The following is a 16,221-nucleotide window of genomic DNA, read 5'->3' on the forward strand; positions in this document are numbered from 1 at the left end:
CGGGGTGGGGGTATCTCAGACGCGGCCGGCGAGCTCGTAGCCCGCCTCGTCGACGGCGGCGCGGACGGCCTCGTCGTCCAGCGGACGGGTGGAGGTGACGGTCAGCAGGCCGGTGGCGGCCACGGCCTTGACGGACGTCACGCCGGGTATCGCGGAGACCTCCCGCGAGACCGAGCCCTCGCAGTGGCCGCAGGTCATGCCGGTCACCTTGTAGACCGTGGTGATGCCGACCTGGACGTCGGCCCGGGCGTCGGAGCCGCAGGTGCCGGCCGGGGTGCAGCAGGAGGTGGAGTTCATCTGGGAGGTCATGGCTGCTTCCTTCGGGACGCTGGTGCGGTGCCTTGCGGGGGGAGAAGTCCGGGATGGTGCCGGGCGTCTCCTTCCCACGAGCAGAAACATATACCCCCCAGGGGTATATGGGAAGGGTGGGTGTGCGGCCGCGCCGACGCCGGTGGCTAGGCGGGTGTTGCGAAGCCGGTGCAGAGTAGGCGGAGGCTCCGCGTGAACTTCTCGTCCTGGCTCGGGCGCGGCATCGACGGGCTCATGAGCAGGGGGAACTGCTCGCGCAGTTCGGCGTAGCGCTCGGCGGTGACGGCCGGCGGCGTCGTCGGTTGGTTCTGCTCCTGGAGCACGAAGCCGGTGACGTGGCTGAGCAGGGTGTCGGCGGCGATGTCGCAGTGGTCGGCGGGTAGGCCGGCGTCGAGGAGGGTGCGCAGTAGGCGTTCCATCAGGGAGAGGGCGCCGGTGCTGAGCATGCCGGGGCTCTCGGCGAGGAGTTGGGCGCCGCCAGGGTGCTGTTTGATGCTCAGGCGCAGGGTGATGGCCTGGGCCTCGACCCGGTCCTGCCAGGTGGCGGTGGGCGCGAGGGCGGTCAGGGCCTCGGTGCCGGCGTCGTAGGCCTGTCGGCAGACCTGGTCGGCCATCAGCGCGAGCAGTTCGTCCTTACCGCGCACGTGGTAGTAGAGGCTTCCGGCGTGGGCGTCGAGACGGTCGGCGACCTGGCGCATGGACAGGTTGTGGTATCCGACCTCGGCGAAGACGGCCATGCCTGCGGCGACGATGCGCTCCTTGGTGAGCTTCATGGGGCCACCGTACAGCGTTTTCCAACACCGTTCGAAAGCTGTGCTAGCTTTGCGTCAGCAGGTTTCGAACGGTGTTGGAAAAAACCGCAACGGGGGGAGAGTCAGGCCATGGAGGCGATCGTCTTCAACGTGACCACGGCCGCGCTGATGGTCATGATGGTCAACTGCGGGCTCGGGGTGGTCGGCCGCGACACGCTGCGCGGGCGGCCGCTGCCCTGGGCGGCGATCGCCCTGACCGCGCTCGCCGTCGGGGGCGTCCTGCTCCAGCTGGCCTGGTCCGGCGCCATGGACGCGCTGGACGCCGACCCCGCCAAGTCCGGCTGGTGGCGCGAGTTCACCTCGGTGTTCATGCAGAACGGCGGCCTCTTCGGCGGCCTGTGGAACCTCGTTACCCTGGCCGCCGTCGCCGCGCTCGCCCAGTGGTGCTGGGGCGGCCCGCTCACCCTCGCCTTCTTCCTCGCCGGCATCGTGCTGCCCGGCCGCGTGGACACCCTGCTCGGATTCGGCGAGGGCCCCAGCATCGACCCCCGCAACTTCGCCGGCAGCTCCGGTGCCACCTACTTCCTCGGCGCCACCCTTGCTCTCGCCTTCCTCACCCGAACCCGCCTGCCCAAGGAGATCGCGCTGGCGGCCGGCGTCCCGGCGCTGGGCCTCGCGATGTGGCTCGCCCAGGACAACGGGCACGGGCTGGTGTCCGTCTACGGGTTCGCCCTCGCCGCGGCGGTGTGGGCGGTCCGCCGCCGGGCGGCTCGCCCGGCACCCGGCCGGACGACCTGACCCGCGGCACTTCGGCGGCCGCTCGCGGCACGGAGGGAAGCCCGTAATCGACGACTCTTGCCAGATCACGGGGCGATCTCAGTGCACCACAGCGGACCGCCCACCGGAACACGACGAAGGCCCGGACCGCCGAGCGGTCCGGGCCTTCGTCTGCCCTGGCGGGCAGAGGCGGAGGATACGAGATTCGAACTCGTGAGGGGTTGCCCCAACACGCTTTCCAACTGTGCGCACGGCGGTCCGAGGTGGTTCATGAACGTTCGCGCTGCAGGTCAGGAGGGGGCAGCGGACGACCATGAACCACAGCGTCCGGCAGTGCATTGGATAAAGACCGGGACAAGGACGGAACCAGGGGAGCCCTTGGAGACCACCTCTGGCCAGCTGGCCCTACTGCGTGGGGTCACGTCGTTTGACGCGGGGTTGTTGCAGATCAGGTGTGCACGGCGGCGATGGCGGATGTCACGGCAGCCGCGAGGCTGAGTGTCGCTGTGAACGCAGCGGCCGCCAGCTGGACGGCGCTGGGGTAGCTGGCGCCGTCCAGACGGGCGAGCTTCCCTGCGCCGGCGGCGGCGAGAAGCGCGAAGACGACCACGAGAGCGGCAGTGAGCAAAACGACGGCGACGGACACGCCGGCCTCCCTGTAGGCGATGGGGCGTTGACGCGATCGAAGGTCGCGAAAACGGTGTACGCCGGGGTTCACGGCGGACGAAGATGAACGTTGGCGAACACACCAAGCGGCCGGTGGTGAACAGGTGAACGACGAGCAGAGCAAGCCCGATGTGGCTCTCGCCGAGCTGCGTCAGCGGCTCAACGACAGGCTGGCCGTCTCCGGGTTGAACAAAACACAGCTGGTTCGTCGCTCCGGGCTGGCGCGTACGACCGTGTGGTCGGCCTTTCAGCCTGACGAGCCGGCGCCGTCCGCCAGGACGCTGGCCGCACTGGCCAAGGCTCTGGGCCTGCCCGTGGAGGAGTTACTGGAGATCCGGCGAACTGCCACGGCTGAAGAGGCAGAACCGACGATCGAGGAAGCATCGGGACCGGGCAAGCCCATCGACCAGTGGGAGCCTCATGACCTGGAGGTCCACTCCGCCAGCACGGCAACAGACGGGGCCGACCCACCAAGACAGCGGCAGCTGCCGGGCTATGTGTTGCGGGCGCATGACCGAACCCTGGCGGAAGCGGTGCGGCATGCCCAAGCGGGGCGCAGCCGCATGGTGGTCCTGGTCGGTACCTCCTCAACCGGCAAGACCCGGGCCTGCTGGGAAGCCGTTCGGCCGCTGGCCAATGCTGGGTGGCGACTGTGGCACCCCTTTGATCCCACGCGTGCCGAAGCCGCTTTCGACGCAATCGAACGCGTCCGCCCAAAGACCGTTGTGTGGCTCAACGAGGCCCAGCATTACCTCGGGGATGCCCACGTGGGCGAGCAGATCGCCGCCGCACTCCACGCACTGCTCATTGATGAAAGGCGTATGCCCGTCTTGGTGTTGGGAACCCTGTGGCCCGAGTACGGCCGTCAATATGCCGCCGTGTCTGCGCCCGGCCAGTCGGACCCGCACAGCCGCGTGCGAGAACTGCTGTCCGGACGCACTGTCAGCGTCCCGGACAGCTTCGACGCAGAGGCACTACGTGCCGCCACTGTCCTTGCACAAAGCGGTGACCGGCTGCTGGCCGACGCTCTCACCCGGGCGGGCAACCACGGACGTGTGACACAGGACCTGGCCGGTGCCCCCGAACTCTTGCGTCGCTACGAACACAGCTCCCCTGCGGCCAGGGCGTTGCTGGAGGTGGCGATGGACGCGCGTCGGCTCGGCGTCGGACTGCACCTGCCCCAGACCTTCCTCATCGACGCCGCAATCGACTACCTCACCGACACCGACTACGACAACCTCACTGATGATTGGGCGGAAGCCGCCTTCGCTGAACTCGCCGAGCCCGTCCATGGCAAGCAAGCCCCCCTGCGCCGCGTCACAGTCCGCCCGCCCCGGCGCCCGCCGCACCACGTCGCACCGCTCAGCTCTACACCAGGGCCGGTTTTTCGGCTCGCCGATTACCTCGAACAACACGGCCGCGAGACGCGCCTCCTGGCGTGTCCACCCGCCTCCTTTTGGTACGCCGCCCACGCCAAAATCACGAATCCTGACGACCTTAAAATGCTCGCAGAGGCAGCCCGCGCGCGGCACCGCCTCCAGTGGGCTCACCACCTCATGCACCGTGCTGCCGACACCGGACATCCGGACGCCTTGCACCGCCTGTCCACTTGGCTTGAGGATGCCGGAAACCGACAGGAGGCTGAAGCCCTGCTCCGGTCAGCGGCTGACGCCGGCGACCCGCGAGCTCTGACCTCCCTGGCTTTCCAGCGGGAAAACGAGGGAGACCTCGAGGGAGCCGAAGCCCTGGCTCAGCAAGCCGCCGACGCTGGCTACCCGAGACTCCTCGCGCTTCTGGCTTCCTGGCGAGAGGAAGACGGAGATCGCGAGAGATCCGAAGCCCTGGTGCGGAAATTTGCTGACGACGGTGATCCAGGCGCTTTGAGAATCCTGGCCGGCTGGCGGAGGGAAGCAGGAAAACGACAGGAAGCCGAAGCTCTGGCTCGGCAAGCTGCTGACGCTGGTGATTCACAGGCCCTCGCGCTGCTGGCTGCCTGGCGGAGGGAAGAAGGAGATAACGACGGAGCCGAAGCTCTGGCTCAGCAAACCGTTGACGCTGGAGACTGGTATGCCCTGGCACTTCTGGCTGAGCAGCGGGAGGAAGCAGGAGACTTTGAGGGAGCCGAGGTCCTGGCTCGGCAAGCCGCTGACGCTGGCGCTCCGACCGCCCTGGCATCGTTGGTCTCGCAGCGAGAGAAAGCCGGAGAGCACGAGAGAGCTGAAGCCCTCGCTCAGCAGGCTGCTGACGCCGGACACTGCACCCCCCTAACGCTTCTGGCCATCCGGCGAGAGGAAGCCGGGGAGCATGAGAGGGCTGAGGCCCTGGCCAAGCGAGCCGCTGAGGCCGGTAACCCGAACGCGCTGACCTTCCTGGCCTTGCGAGTCATTGAGGGGACCGGTGACCGGGCAAAGGCCGAAGCACTGATGCAGCAGGCCGCTGACGCCGGCGACATGTATGCCTTTGACTTCCTGGCCCACTGGCAGGAGGAAGCGGGAGACCACGAGGGGGCCGAAGCCCTGGCCTGGCAAGCCGCCCACGCTGGCAATCCGAACGTTCTGGCACGCCTGGTTTCCCGGTGGGAGAGAACCGGAGACCATGAGCGGGCCGAAGTTCTGGCCCGGCAGGCCGCTGATGCTGGCCGTACTGATGACATGGGCCGCCTACTGGAAGCCCGGTGGCCCTACGGACTTGATCCGGACGGCGCTCCAACAGCGCCATGAGCTGGCGAGTCTCCAGACAGCATGACACCTGACTGCAAGACCCGGCGCTCCCGCACCGAGAATCGCCCGGACGGGAATCACCTGCGCACGGCGCTGGACCTCGCGGCGGCCGGCGTCGTACGAGCATGGTTGCTCGGAGACCGCGCCCTGCGGCCGGAAGGCCGGATATTGCCTGGAACGGAAACAGGTGCGGCGCGAGACCAAGAACACCAAGTCGAGGGCGGGGCGCCGTGCGGTGCCCCTGCCCGGTCCTCTGGTTGTCATGCTCCGCTCGCACGCAGAGGACCAGGCACGTGAGCGCGAGGCCGCCGACAACCTGTGGGCCGAGTCGGAGTACGTGTTCACCAAGCCGCTGGGCGGGCCGCTGAGCCCGAACACGGACTAGCACGACTGGAAGCGCCTGCTCGAAGACGCTGCGGTGCGGGACGGTCGGCTTCATGACGCACGTCACACTGCCGGAACGGTGCTGATGTTGCTGGGCGTCCCGGACCGGGTCATCGACCAGATCATGGGATGGGAGCCGGGTGGCGCCGCGAGGATGCGAGCGCGGTACCTCCACGCGCCTGACCGCTTGCTCAAGGAGGTGGCGCAGAAGATCGGTACGGCGATCTGGGGAGCCCCGGGGACGCCCCCTGTGGGCGAAAACCAGGACAACAAGGGCTGAGGAAACGTCGAAGGGCCCCACCGCAAGCGGTGGGGCCCTTCGAGTCGTGCCCGGTGAGGCACTGGCGGAGGATACGAGATTCGAACTCGTGAGGGGTTGCCCCCAACACGCTTTCCAAGCGTGCGCCCTAGGCCTCTAGGCGAATCCTCCGCGGCAAACAATACAAGACTCCGGGCAGTGCTCGCGAACCTGATCCGGGACGGGGGTCTCGGAAGGGGTGAGCGGGCCCGTGCACCCCCCGGGATCGGCTAAGGTGGGGGTAAGCCCCTCACGTGGCGCTATCTCACCCAACTCCCCCAGGGCCGGAAGGCAGCAAGGGTAAGTGGGCTCTGGCGGGTGCGTGAGGGGCCCTTGTGTTTTCCGGGGGCGGACCGGGGGCCGTGGGGCCCCGGAAAGTGTGAGCGAGGCCACTTGTCGGTGGGGCCCGATATCGTCGTAGGTGTGTCGTCCCTCGCGCTCTACCGCCGCTACCGTCCCGAGTCCTTCGCCGAGGTCATCGGGCAGGAGCATGTCACCACCCCGTTGCAGCAGGCGCTGCGCAACAACAGGGTCAATCACGCGTACCTGTTCAGCGGGCCGCGCGGCTGTGGAAAGACGACCAGCGCCCGCATCCTGGCGCGCTGCCTGAACTGCGAGCAGGGGCCGACCCCCACGCCGTGCGGGGAGTGCCAGTCCTGCCAGGACCTCGCGCGCAACGGCCGCGGCTCGATCGACGTCATCGAGATCGACGCCGCCTCCCACGGTGGCGTCGACGACGCGCGCGAGCTGCGCGAGAAGGCTTTCTTCGGCCCGGCCAGCAGCCGGTACAAGATCTACATCATCGACGAGGCCCACATGGTCACCTCGGCGGGCTTCAACGCCCTGCTGAAGGTGGTCGAGGAGCCGCCGGAGCACCTGAAGTTCATCTTCGCCACCACGGAGCCCGAGAAGGTCATCGGGACGATCCGCTCGCGCACCCACCACTACCCCTTCCGGCTCGTCCCGCCGGGCACCCTGCGTGAGTACCTGGGCGAGGTCTGTGGGCGCGAGGCCATCCCCGTCGAGGACGGCGTGCTGCCGCTCGTCGTGCGCGCCGGCGCCGGATCCGTGCGTGACTCGATGTCCGTCATGGACCAGCTGCTGGCCGGCGCCGCCGAGGACGGTGTGACATACGCCATGGCGACGTCCCTCCTCGGCTACACGGAGGGTTCGCTGCTCGACGCCGTCGTCGACGCCTTCGCCTCGGGCGACGGCGGCGCCGCCTTCGAGGTCGTCGACCGCGTCGTCGAGGGCGGCAACGACCCCCGGCGGTTCGTCTCCGACCTCCTCGAGCGGCTGCGGGACCTCGTGATCCTCGCCGCGGTGCCGGACGCCGCCGAGAAGGGCCTCATCGACGCCCCTGTGGACGTCGTGGAGCGCATGCAGGCCCAGGCGTCCGTCTTCGGCGCCGGAGAGCTCAGCCGGGCCGCCGACATCGTCAACGAGGGCCTGACCGAGATGCGCGGCGCCACCTCGCCGCGGCTGCAGCTGGAGCTGATCTGCGCCCGGGTGCTGCTCCCGGCCGCCTTCGACGACGAGCGTTCGGTACGGGCCCGCCTCGACCGGCTCGAGCGGGGCGGCATCGTCGCCGCGCCCCCCGGCGGCGCCCCCGTCGGGTACGTCCCAGGGCCGGAGGCGCACGCTCCGGCCGCTGCCGGGCTCTCCGGGCCCGCCGCGGCCCGGGCCGCCGTCGGCGGCCCGGCGGCCGCTGCCGCCGCCCCCATGGCCCCGCCCGCCCCGGCGGCCCCGGCCCCCGCGCACGTACAGCCGCCGCAGCCCCAGCAGGCCCCCACCCCGGCCCCGGCCCCCGCCGCGCCGGCCCCGACCGTAGGAGCCTGGCCCTCCGCCGCGACCCCGGCCGCTCCCGCCCCGCCGCCGCGCCGAAGGCCGGCGCCTGGCCCACCGCCGCCACGGCCCCGCAGGCCGCCGCGGCCCCCGCCGCCCCCGCGTCCGCCGCCCCGGCCGGCGGTGGCGCCCCCAGCCCCACGGCGACGCCACCCAGGCCCGCCAGCTCTGGCCGAACATCCTGGAGGCGGTCAAGAACCGCCGCCGTTTCACGTGGATCCTGCTGAGCCAGAACGCCCAGGTCGCCGGTTGCGACGGCACCACGCTCCAGGTCGGCTTCTCCAACGCCGGAGCGCGCGACAGCTTCGCCAACGGCGGCAGCGAGGACGTCCTGCGGCAGGCCCTCGGCGACCTCGGCCTGCACTGGAAGACCGAGCTGCTCGTCGACCCCTCCGGCGGCGCGGGTGCCGCCCCGGCCGGCGGCGGATTCGGCGGCGGCGCGACCTCCTACGCCCGCCCCCGGCGCAGGAGCGACCCCAGGCCTACGCCCCGGCCGCCGCGCCCGCGGCGCCCCCCAGCAGGCCGCCGCCCCGGCCGCCCCCGCCCCCGCGCGCAGGAGTACCGCCAGGCCCCGCCCAGCGCGCCCGCGGCGCCCGCCGCGCCGTACCGGGAGCCGGAGCCGCCGTCCGTCGCGATCGAGGACGACATGCCCGCCGAGGACGACCCCGACCTCGTCGACAGCGCGCTGAGCGGCCACGACCTGATCGTGCGCGAACTGGGCGCGACGGTCATCGAGGAGATCGCCAACGAGTGAGGCGCGGGCCGCCCGGAGCCTGTGTTTCCGGGCGTTTCCCGCGTCCCTCCCGTCTCCTTCCCACGGCGTAGGGCGCGCGGCGCGGTGAGCACGTAGGCTCGGGCTACCGAAGCATTCAGTCGTCTACAGCCAGGAGCGAACCCGTGATCCCCGGTGGTGGCCAGCCCAACATGCAGCAGCTGCTCAAGCAGGCCCAGAAGATGCAGCAGGATCTCGCCGCGGCCCAGGAGCAGCTGGCGAACACGCTCGTCGAGGGATCGGCCGGCGGCGGCCTGGTGAAGGCCACCGTCACCGGTGCCGGCGAGCTCCAGGGCCTGGTCATCGACCCCAAGGCCGTGGACCCCGAGGACACCGAGACCCTCGCGGACCTCGTCCTCGCCGCCGTGCGCGACGCCACCGCGAGCGCCCAGCAGATGCAGGAGCAGAAGCTCGGCCCGCTCGCCCAGGGCCTCGGCGGCGGCATCCCCGGCCTGCCGTTCTGACCCCACACCCGTACGTAGGTTCGTACGGAAAATCGCAGAAGGAGAACCTGATCCGTGTATGAAGGCGTGGTCCAGGACCTGATCGACGAGCTGGGCAGGCTGCCCGGTGTCGGTCCCAAGAGCGCCCAGCGGATCGCCTTCCACATCCTCCAGGCGGAGCCGGCCGACGTCCGCCGGCTCGCGCACGCGCTGACCGAGGTCAAGGCGAAGGTCCGCTTCTGCGCGGTGTGCGGCAACGTGGCGCAGGAGGAGCGGTGCCGGGTCTGCCAGGACCCGCGCCGCGACCCCGCCGTCATCTGCGTCGTCGAGGAGTCCAAGGACGTCGTCGCGATCGAGCGGACGCGGGAGTTCCGCGGCCGCTACCACGTACTCGGTGGGGCGATCAGCCCCATCGAAGGCGTCGGCCCGGACGACCTGCGCATCCGCGAGCTGCTCGCGCGGCTCGCGGACGGCACGGTCACCGAGCTGATCCTGGCCACCGACCCCAACCTCGAGGGCGAGGCCACGGCCACGTACCTCGCGCGCATGGTGAAGCCCATGGGGATGAAGGTCACACGGCTGGCCAGTGGTCTGCCCGTGGGTGGGGATCTTGAATATGCCGACGAGGTCACGCTCGGGCGTGCCTTCGAAGGGAGAAGACTGCTCGATGTCTGACGCAACGCTGCACGACTCCAAGCGCGATCCCGACGACTTCGTCGTTTCGGTCGCCGACTCGATCGAGAGCTTCATCGTGGCCGTCGCCGAGGTGTCACGCGGCGACGAGCCCGACAGCGCGGTTCCCTTCCTGCTGCTGGAGGTCTCGCAGCTCCTCCTCACCGGCGGCAGGCTGGGCGCGCACGAGGACTTCCTCCCCGACGAGCGCTACGAGCCGGACGTCGGCCCCGAGCCGGACGTCGACGAACTGCGCGAGCGGTTCGCGGCCATGCTCGACCCGGTGGACGTCTACTCCGAGGTCTTCGACCCCTACGTGCCCCGCAGCGCGCCCGTCGCGTCGCGCATCTCCGACGACCTCGCCGACATCATCACCGACCTGCGGCACGGCATGGCCCACTACCGCGACGGCCGCGTGAGCGAGGCCCTGTGGTGGTGGCAGTTCTCCTACCTCTCCAACTGGGGCCCCACCGCCTCGGGCTGCCTGCGCGCCCTGCAGTCCCTCGTCGCGCACGTACGGCTCGACCAGCCGCTGGACGAGCTCGACGGGCTCGACACGGACGCGGTGGCCGACGAGCAGCTGGCCGAGGAGGCCGGACGCGTCATGCAGGCCGAGATCGGCGGCCCGCTGGGGCTGCGGACCCGGGCTCCCCTGGAGTCCTGAGCAGGAGGTTTTGAGGCCGCAGGGGCTCTGGGGCCCTGAGCCCCTGCGGCCCGCCAGGCGAATTACCGCGTTTCGCCGCTGCCGGCCTCGGCGTCCGCTTCGGCTTCCGTTGCCTCGGCGGCCTCGCCATCGGCCCGGGACCGGGCCTCTTCGGCCTCCTCGCGACGCTTCTGCGCCAGTTCCGCGGCCTTCTTCTCCGAGTACAGCCGCATGTCCACCTCGGCTTTGTGATCGAAGATCATCGCTGCCTCCCAGGGCCGACCCTCCTTCCAGTGTTGGCGTCCGGCGCAAAACGCGCGACGGCGTGCGGACGCACACGCCCGGATTGAGGGGTGATTCGTGCTTTACGGCGAACACGGTGCGTGATCGTGTCTAGCCTGCGTGTAAGGCGCGGCCGGCGGGGAAGGCCGGGAGGGGAGAAACATGTCGGGCGACAGGCAAGCGGAGACCCGGTCGGCGACCATGCGGATGTTCGGCAGTCAGCTGATGGGCTGGCGCAAGCGGGCGGGGGTGAGCCGGGAGGAGCTGGCCCAGGAGGCCGGGTACTCGGTGGAGCTGGTGAAGTCGGTGGAGCAGGGGCGGCGGAAGCCGCAGCTCCCACTCATCGACGCCGCCGAGTTGTTGTGCAACGCGGGTGGGCTGTTGCGGGATGCGTCCGAGCACATTGTGCAGAGCAAGTTCCCGGACTGGTTTGAGGAGTTCGCGCGGTACGAGGCGGAGTGCGCGTCGCTCGGCATCTACGAGAACCACGTGATTCCTGGGTTGTTCCAGACCGAGGAGTACGCGCGGGCGGTATTCCGCAGTAATCGCCCGATCCTCGATGACGACGAAGTCGAGGAGGGCGTGGTTGCTCGTGCAGAGCGCCAACAGCTTCTGTGTCGCACGCCGCACGCGGTGATCAACGCGGTGATCGAGCAGGTCACGCTCGAGCGATGGATCGGTGGCAAGGAAGTGATGCGTGGCCAATTGCGTGCTCTGCTCAAGCTGGCGGAGCGGCGCAACGTGGACATTCAGGTGATGCCTACGCAGCGCGAGACGCATGCGGGGCTGTCTGGGCCCATGTATGTGCTGGAGACCCAGGAGCAGCAGCGGTTGGTCTACTTCGAAGGCCAGAAGGCCAGCGTGCTGACCTCCGATCCGAAGGGCGTCTCCGAGCTGAACATGCGCTATGCCATCCTGCGGTCGCAGGCCCTCACCCCGGAAGACACGGTGAGTCTGCTGGAGAAGACGCTAGGGGAGCTATGAACCGCGAGTGGGCGATAGGTAGTTACGAAGGGCTGGAATGGTTCAAGTCCAGCTACAGCAGTGGGGATGGCGGCGCCTGTGTTGAAGTCGCCTTCTCCTGGCGGAAGTCCAGCTACAGCAGCGATGAAGGCGACGCGTGCGTCGAAGTTGCCGCCTGCCCCGGCACCGTCCACATACGTGACTCGAAGCTCGACCCCCGAGCTCCGAGACTCGACGTAAACCCCGCCGCCTGGGCGGCATTTCTGAGGTTCGCCCCGAGCTCCGAGACCCGAGCCCTGCTTTCAAGGAATGGTGGGTAGGGGCTATCTCCCACCCACCCACCCCCAAGTCGCCTTTACCACAAGCGGGATGACTTTGGGTGATCGGGTTGCGACGCGGCGTACGGACGCCCTAGCGTGCGAGCAACAAACAACCCCGGCCGGTGCTGGAACACCGAACCGGGGTCTGACCTCCGAGATCGAAAGCAGTCGATCCGTGGCTACTGCCAACCCTAGTGCTGCCCTGCCCGCCCCCGCACACCCCATGGCCAATCCCGGCTTCGGCAAGCGCAACGCCCCGGACCAGGCCCCGCCCACCGGTGACGACTTCGCACATCTGCCCAAGCGCGAGGCGGCCATCGCCGCGTTCCTCGACCGGCTGCCCGAAGGGGCGGCGATGGACGCGAAGACGCTGGCCAAGGTGCTACCGGACTACGGCCAGCAGGCGTGCGGCTCAGCGCTGCGGTACCTGCGCGAGGCCGGTCACGTGTTCATCCGCCACGTGTCCAAGGTGACGAAGGCCGGGGTGCGCCGGGTGACGCGGACGTTCTTCTCCCGGACCGCGCGCTCGGGGGAGTGGTGGAAGCGGTTCGAGCGCGGCGAGGTGCCCACGGAGGGCGCCCCCGAGCCGGAGCCCGAGCCCGTACCCGGTCCCGTCCGTGCGGCCCCCGCGCCGCGCCGCTCCCGCGCGTACGGGGCGCTGGTCGCGCTCCGCCACGCCGACCCCCGGCTGACGCTCTCCGCCGCCGAGTGCGCGGAGCTCGAGCCGCTCGTCGAGCAGTGGCTGGCACGTGACACGACGGTCGAACAGATGACGGCATCGGTGACGGCCGGGCTGCCGGCGGTGATCTTCAGCCCGGCCGGGTTCATTCGCACACGACTGGAGAAAAAGATGCCCCCGATTCCCACGCGCTTGATCGCGGCGTACGACGACCGCTCCGTTTCACGTCGGCCCCCCACCCCGAGTTTCTCGCCGTGCGGAGACTGCGGCGGGGTGGACCTCAACACGGTGCTGGGCGATTACTCGTGCGCGACGTGCGCGAGGGTCCCGGACGTGACGGACACGTTCCTCCCCGAGGACCCCTGGGGGGACCGGAGCGAGGAATGGAACGCTCTGCCGCCCGACGAGGTCCGGCGCCACGTGGACGGCCTCCGGGTCGCCGCCCGCCAGGCCCGTAGGGGTCGTACGTGACCGCCCGGCCCCAGATGCCCGTAGAGGACTTCGAGGAACTCGCCCACAAGGAGCCGGAGAGCGTATGGCTCGAGTTCATCAACGGCAAGCTCGAGGTCAAGCCGACGCCGGACGGCAACCACGGTGAGATCGTCGTGTGGCTGATGGAGCAGTGCATGCGGCAGCGGCCGGGCTTCGCGCTCTACCCCGGGCGCGGGCTGCAAGTGGGGGCCCGCCGTACGGGGCGGGCGCGACCGGACGGCGCCTTCGCGCCTGAGGAGCATTTCGTCGGCCATGGGGAGTGGTCGGACCCCAGCGGCGTACTGATGACGGTCGAGATCACCTCCAACGATCCGGACACGGACTACCGCGACCGGGTGGAGAAGCCCGATGTGTACGCGGCTGCGGGCATCCCGCTCTATCTCCTTGTCGACCGGGGGCGTCGTGCCGTCACCGTCCACGAGGAACCGGAGGACGGCGAGTACCGCAGCATCACCACGCGCCCCTTCCGTGCCCGCGTCGAGATCCCCGCCCCCGTCGGCATCGTGCTGGAGACCGAGGAGCTGAAGAAATTCGCCGACTGACGGCCTACGGCCGGAAATCTCACCATGTGATACCGGCGTGGCCGGTTCCGGCCGCTCGTTAGACTCGGACCCGACCGCATTACGCATTACGTATAGCTGCGAGGAGCGCACGTGGGCCTTGTCGTGCAGAAGTACGGAGGCTCCTCCGTTGCCGATGCCGAAGGCATCAAGCGGGTCGCCAAGCGAGTCGTGGAAGCCAAGAAGAACGGCCACCAGGTGGTCGTCGTGGTTTCCGCGATGGGCGACACGACGGACGAGTTGATCGATCTCGCCGCGCAGGTTTCCCCGATTCCTGCCGGGCGTGAGTTCGACATGCTGCTGACCGCCGGAGAGCGGATCTCCATGGCCCTGCTGGCGATGGCGATCAAAAACCTCGGTCACGAGGCGCAGTCGTTCACGGGCAGCCAGGCCGGAGTCATCACCGACTCGGTCCACAACAAAGCGCGCATCATCGACGTCACGCCGGGCCGCATCCAGCAGTCCGTGGACGCGGGCAACATCGCGATCGTGGCCGGCTTCCAGGGCGTGTCCCAGGACAAGAAGGACATCACCACCCTGGGCCGGGGCGGCAGCGACACCACCGCCGTCGCTCTCGCGGCCGCGCTGGAAGCCGAGGTGTGCGAGATCTACACCGATGTCGACGGCGTCTTCACCGCCGACCCGCGGGTCGTGAAGAAGGCCCGCAAGATCGAGTGGATCTCGTTCGAGGACATGCTCGAGCTGGCCGCGTCCGGCTCGAAGGTGCTGCTGCACCGCTGCGTCGAGTACGCACGTCGTTACAACATCCCGATCCACGTCCGCTCGTCCTTCTCCGGGCTGCGCGGCACCTGGGTCAGCAACGAACCGCAAGGGGACCAGCCGATGGAGCAGGCGATCATCTCGGGCGTCGCGCACGACACCTCCGAGGCGAAGGTCACGGTCGTCGGGGTGCCGGACAAGCCGGGCGAGGCCGCGACGATCTTCCGGGCGATCTCCGACGCCGAGATCAACATCGACATGATCGTGCAGAACGTCTCGGCGGCCTCCACGGGCCTGACGGACATCTCCTTCACGCTGCCGAAGACCGAGGGCCGCAAGGCGATCGAGGCGCTGGAGAAGACGAAGGCCCGCGTGGGCTTCGACTCGCTGCGCTACGACGACCAGATCGCCAAGATCTCGCTGGTCGGCGCCGGCATGAAGACCAACCCCGGTGTCACGGCGACGTTCTTCGAGGCCCTGTCCAACGCCGGCGTGAACATCGAGCTGATCTCGACCTCCGAGATCCGTATCTCGGTCGTCACGCGCGCCGACGACGTGAACGAGGCCGTGCGGGCCGTCCACACGGCGTTCGGCCTGGACAGCGACAGCGAGGCCGTCGTCTACGGAGGCACCGGCCGATGACGGCCGTCGGCGGTATGGGCGTCGGACGTACGACCGCGGACGACGCCCGTGCCGCCGAGGCGCGCAGGGCCTCGGCCCGTAGTGCCAGGCCCACGCTCGCCGTCGTCGGTGCGACCGGCGCGGTGGGCACGGTCCTGCTGGAGATCCTCTCCCAGCGTGCGGACGTCTGGGGCGAGATCCGCCTCGTCGCGTCCGCGCGCTCCGCGGGGCGGAAGCTGACCGTCCGGGGCGAGGAGACCGAGGTCGTCGCGCTGGGCGAAGAGGCGCTCGAGGGCGTCGACGTCGCGATGTTCGACGTACCGGACGACATCTCCGCGCGCTGGGCGCCGATCGCGGCGGCCAAGGGCGCGGTGGTCGTGGACAATTCGGCGGCGTTCCGGATGGACCCGGACGTTCCGCTGGTGGTGCCCGAGGTGAACGCCCACGCGGCGCGGGTACGTCCGCGCGGCATCGTCGCGAACCCGAACTGCACCACGCTGTCGATGATCGTCGCGGTGGGCGCGCTGCACGCCGAGTTCGGGCTGAGCGAGCTCGTCGTCGCCTCGTACCAGGCGGTCTCCGGCGCGGGCAAGGCCGGCGTGGACGCGCTGCGCGCGCAGCTGACCGCCGTGGCGGGCACCGAGCTGGGCACCCAGCCCGGCGACGTACGGCGGGCGGTCGGCGACGCGATGGGGCCCTTCCCCGCGCCGGTGGCGCTGAACGTGGTGCCGTGGGCCGGGTCGCTGATGGCGGACGGCTGGTCCTCGGAGGAGCTGAAGGTCCGCGCCGAGGCACGCAAGATCCTGGGGCTGCCGGACCTGCGGGTGAGCGCGACCTGCGTGCGCGTACCCGTCATCACGACGCACTCGCTGAGCGTGCACGCGCGCTTCGAGAACGAGGTGACCGTCGAACGGGCCCACGAGATCCTGGCGAACGCGCCGGGAGTGGTGCTGTGCGACAGCCCGGCGGACGGGGAGTTCCCCACGCCCGCCGACGCGGTGGGCACGGACCCGACGTGGGTGGGGCGCGTACGGCGCTCGCTGGACGACCCCAGGGCGCTCGACCTCTTCGTCTGCGGCGACAACCTGCGCAAGGGCGCCGCCCTCAACACGGCTCAGATCGCGGAATCCGTGGCGGCGGAGCTGACCGCTCCGTAATACTGGGGGAATGTGTGAAGGTCCTGTGATCATCGGCGTGCCGCGTGTGATCAACTTACTGGTGCGGACCTCTTGAACTGGGCAGACGAACTGTTCGACGATTCGCTCCCCGCCCACTGCAACCGCAGCTGAGGCGGGGAGCGTCT

The 16,221-nt window shown here is 69.7% G+C and carries 15 protein-coding genes, 1 tRNA gene, 1 other RNA gene and 2 pseudogenes; 14 read left to right on the top strand and 5 right to left on the bottom strand.

The genetic code is table 11. The features are described from left to right. Positions 1-15: 15 nt before the first annotated feature. Both J1792_RS06950 and J1792_RS06955 read right to left on the bottom strand, forming a co-directional pair. Positions 16-309 carry a heavy-metal-associated domain-containing protein gene (locus tag J1792_RS06950; RefSeq protein WP_207246835.1) on the bottom strand — a complete coding sequence of 98 codons (294 nt, stop codon included), beginning with the start codon at positions 307-309 and terminating at the stop codon, positions 16-18. A gap of 146 nt (positions 310-455) precedes the next feature. Then, positions 456-1,082, bottom strand: coding sequence for a TetR/AcrR family transcriptional regulator (locus J1792_RS06955; RefSeq protein ID WP_207246836.1), 627 nt, complete (start codon positions 1,080-1,082; stop codon positions 456-458). A gap of 108 nt (positions 1,083-1,190) precedes the next feature. Between J1792_RS06955 and J1792_RS06960 the strand changes: the two genes are divergently transcribed. Beyond that, positions 1,191-1,859 carry a hypothetical protein gene (locus J1792_RS06960; protein ID WP_207246837.1) on the top strand — a complete coding sequence of 223 codons (669 nt, stop codon included), beginning with the start codon at positions 1,191-1,193 and terminating at the stop codon, positions 1,857-1,859. Positions 1,860-2,286: 427 nt separating this feature from the next. Here J1792_RS06960 and J1792_RS06965 read toward each other — a convergent pair whose 3' ends face one another. Beyond that, positions 2,287-2,484: a hypothetical protein gene (locus J1792_RS06965; protein ID WP_207246838.1), complete on the bottom strand. Its 198-nt coding sequence runs from the start codon at positions 2,482-2,484 to the stop codon at positions 2,287-2,289. Between the two features lie 124 nt (positions 2,485-2,608). Between J1792_RS06965 and J1792_RS06970 the strand changes: the two genes are divergently transcribed. Continuing rightward, entirely contained in the window at positions 2,609-5,224 is a 2,616-nt protein-coding gene (locus J1792_RS06970; RefSeq protein ID WP_307842914.1) for a tetratricopeptide repeat protein, read from the top strand. Positions 5,225-5,291: 67 nt separating this feature from the next. Continuing rightward, positions 5,292-5,888: pseudogene (locus J1792_RS06975) on the top strand (tyrosine-type recombinase/integrase); the annotation flags it as partial. A 62-nt stretch (positions 5,889-5,950) separates the two neighbouring features. On the opposite strand, the gene J1792_RS06980 reads toward J1792_RS06975, so the two are convergent. Further along, a tRNA-Ser gene (locus J1792_RS06980) sits at positions 5,951-6,038 on the bottom strand. A gap of 110 nt (positions 6,039-6,148) precedes the next feature. Between J1792_RS06980 and ffs the strand changes: the two genes are divergently transcribed. The 5 genes and pseudogenes from ffs to J1792_RS07005 all read left to right on the top strand — a co-directional run bounded on the left by ffs (position 6,149) and on the right by J1792_RS07005 (position 10,302). Continuing rightward, positions 6,149-6,243: signal recognition particle sRNA small type (gene ffs, locus J1792_RS06985), an RNA gene on the top strand. An 86-nt stretch (positions 6,244-6,329) separates the two neighbouring features. Beyond that, positions 6,330-8,505, top strand: a pseudogene (locus J1792_RS06990) (DNA polymerase III subunit gamma and tau). A 143-nt stretch (positions 8,506-8,648) separates the two neighbouring features. Next, positions 8,649-8,987 (top strand): YbaB/EbfC family nucleoid-associated protein, encoded by a 339-nt coding sequence (locus J1792_RS06995; RefSeq protein ID WP_086572948.1) that lies wholly within the window; start codon positions 8,649-8,651, stop codon positions 8,985-8,987. Between the two features lie 54 nt (positions 8,988-9,041). Next, on the top strand, positions 9,042-9,641 hold the full coding sequence (gene recR / locus J1792_RS07000) for a recombination mediator RecR (protein ID WP_086572949.1): 600 nt from the start codon (positions 9,042-9,044) through the stop codon (positions 9,639-9,641). After that, a complete protein-coding gene (locus tag J1792_RS07005; RefSeq protein ID WP_086572951.1) occupies positions 9,634-10,302 on the top strand; it encodes a DUF5063 domain-containing protein in 669 nt (222 codons plus the stop codon). The genes recR and J1792_RS07005 overlap by 8 nt, the downstream gene beginning before the upstream one ends. A gap of 62 nt (positions 10,303-10,364) precedes the next feature. On the opposite strand, the gene J1792_RS07010 is transcribed toward J1792_RS07005, so the two are convergent. Next, positions 10,365-10,544 (bottom strand): hypothetical protein, encoded by a 180-nt coding sequence (locus J1792_RS07010; protein WP_086572952.1) that lies wholly within the window; start codon positions 10,542-10,544, stop codon positions 10,365-10,367. Between the two features lie 181 nt (positions 10,545-10,725). Between J1792_RS07010 and J1792_RS07015 the strand changes: the two genes are divergently transcribed. The 6 genes from J1792_RS07015 (at position 10,726) to J1792_RS07040 (ending at position 16,075) form a co-directional block, all read left to right on the top strand. Next, positions 10,726-11,547 (top strand): helix-turn-helix domain-containing protein, encoded by an 822-nt coding sequence (locus J1792_RS07015; RefSeq protein ID WP_207246839.1) that lies wholly within the window; start codon positions 10,726-10,728, stop codon positions 11,545-11,547. After that, entirely contained in the window at positions 11,544-11,846 is a 303-nt protein-coding gene (locus tag J1792_RS07020; RefSeq protein WP_207246840.1) for a DUF397 domain-containing protein, read from the top strand. The genes J1792_RS07015 and J1792_RS07020 overlap by 4 nt, the downstream gene beginning before the upstream one ends. A 175-nt stretch (positions 11,847-12,021) precedes the next feature. Beyond that, positions 12,022-12,996 (top strand): hypothetical protein, encoded by a 975-nt coding sequence (locus tag J1792_RS07025; RefSeq protein WP_143587881.1) that lies wholly within the window; start codon positions 12,022-12,024, stop codon positions 12,994-12,996. Positions 12,997-13,010: 14 nt separating this feature from the next. After that, the gene (locus J1792_RS07030; RefSeq protein ID WP_207247100.1) at positions 13,011-13,559 is read left to right on the top strand and encodes a Uma2 family endonuclease; all 549 of its coding nucleotides are present in this window, start codon (positions 13,011-13,013) and stop codon (positions 13,557-13,559) included. Positions 13,560-13,670: 111 nt separating this feature from the next. Then, a complete protein-coding gene (locus J1792_RS07035) occupies positions 13,671-14,939 on the top strand; it encodes an aspartate kinase (RefSeq protein ID WP_086574972.1) in 1,269 nt (422 codons plus the stop codon). A 14-nt stretch (positions 14,940-14,953) separates the two neighbouring features. Then, positions 14,954-16,075: an aspartate-semialdehyde dehydrogenase gene (locus J1792_RS07040; RefSeq protein ID WP_207247101.1), complete on the top strand. Its 1,122-nt coding sequence runs from the start codon at positions 14,954-14,956 to the stop codon at positions 16,073-16,075. Positions 16,076-16,221: the final 146 nt, after the last annotated feature.

This window comes from Streptomyces triculaminicus (assembly GCF_017349075.1).
Lineage (GTDB): Bacteria > Actinomycetota > Actinomycetes > Streptomycetales > Streptomycetaceae > Streptomyces > Streptomyces triculaminicus.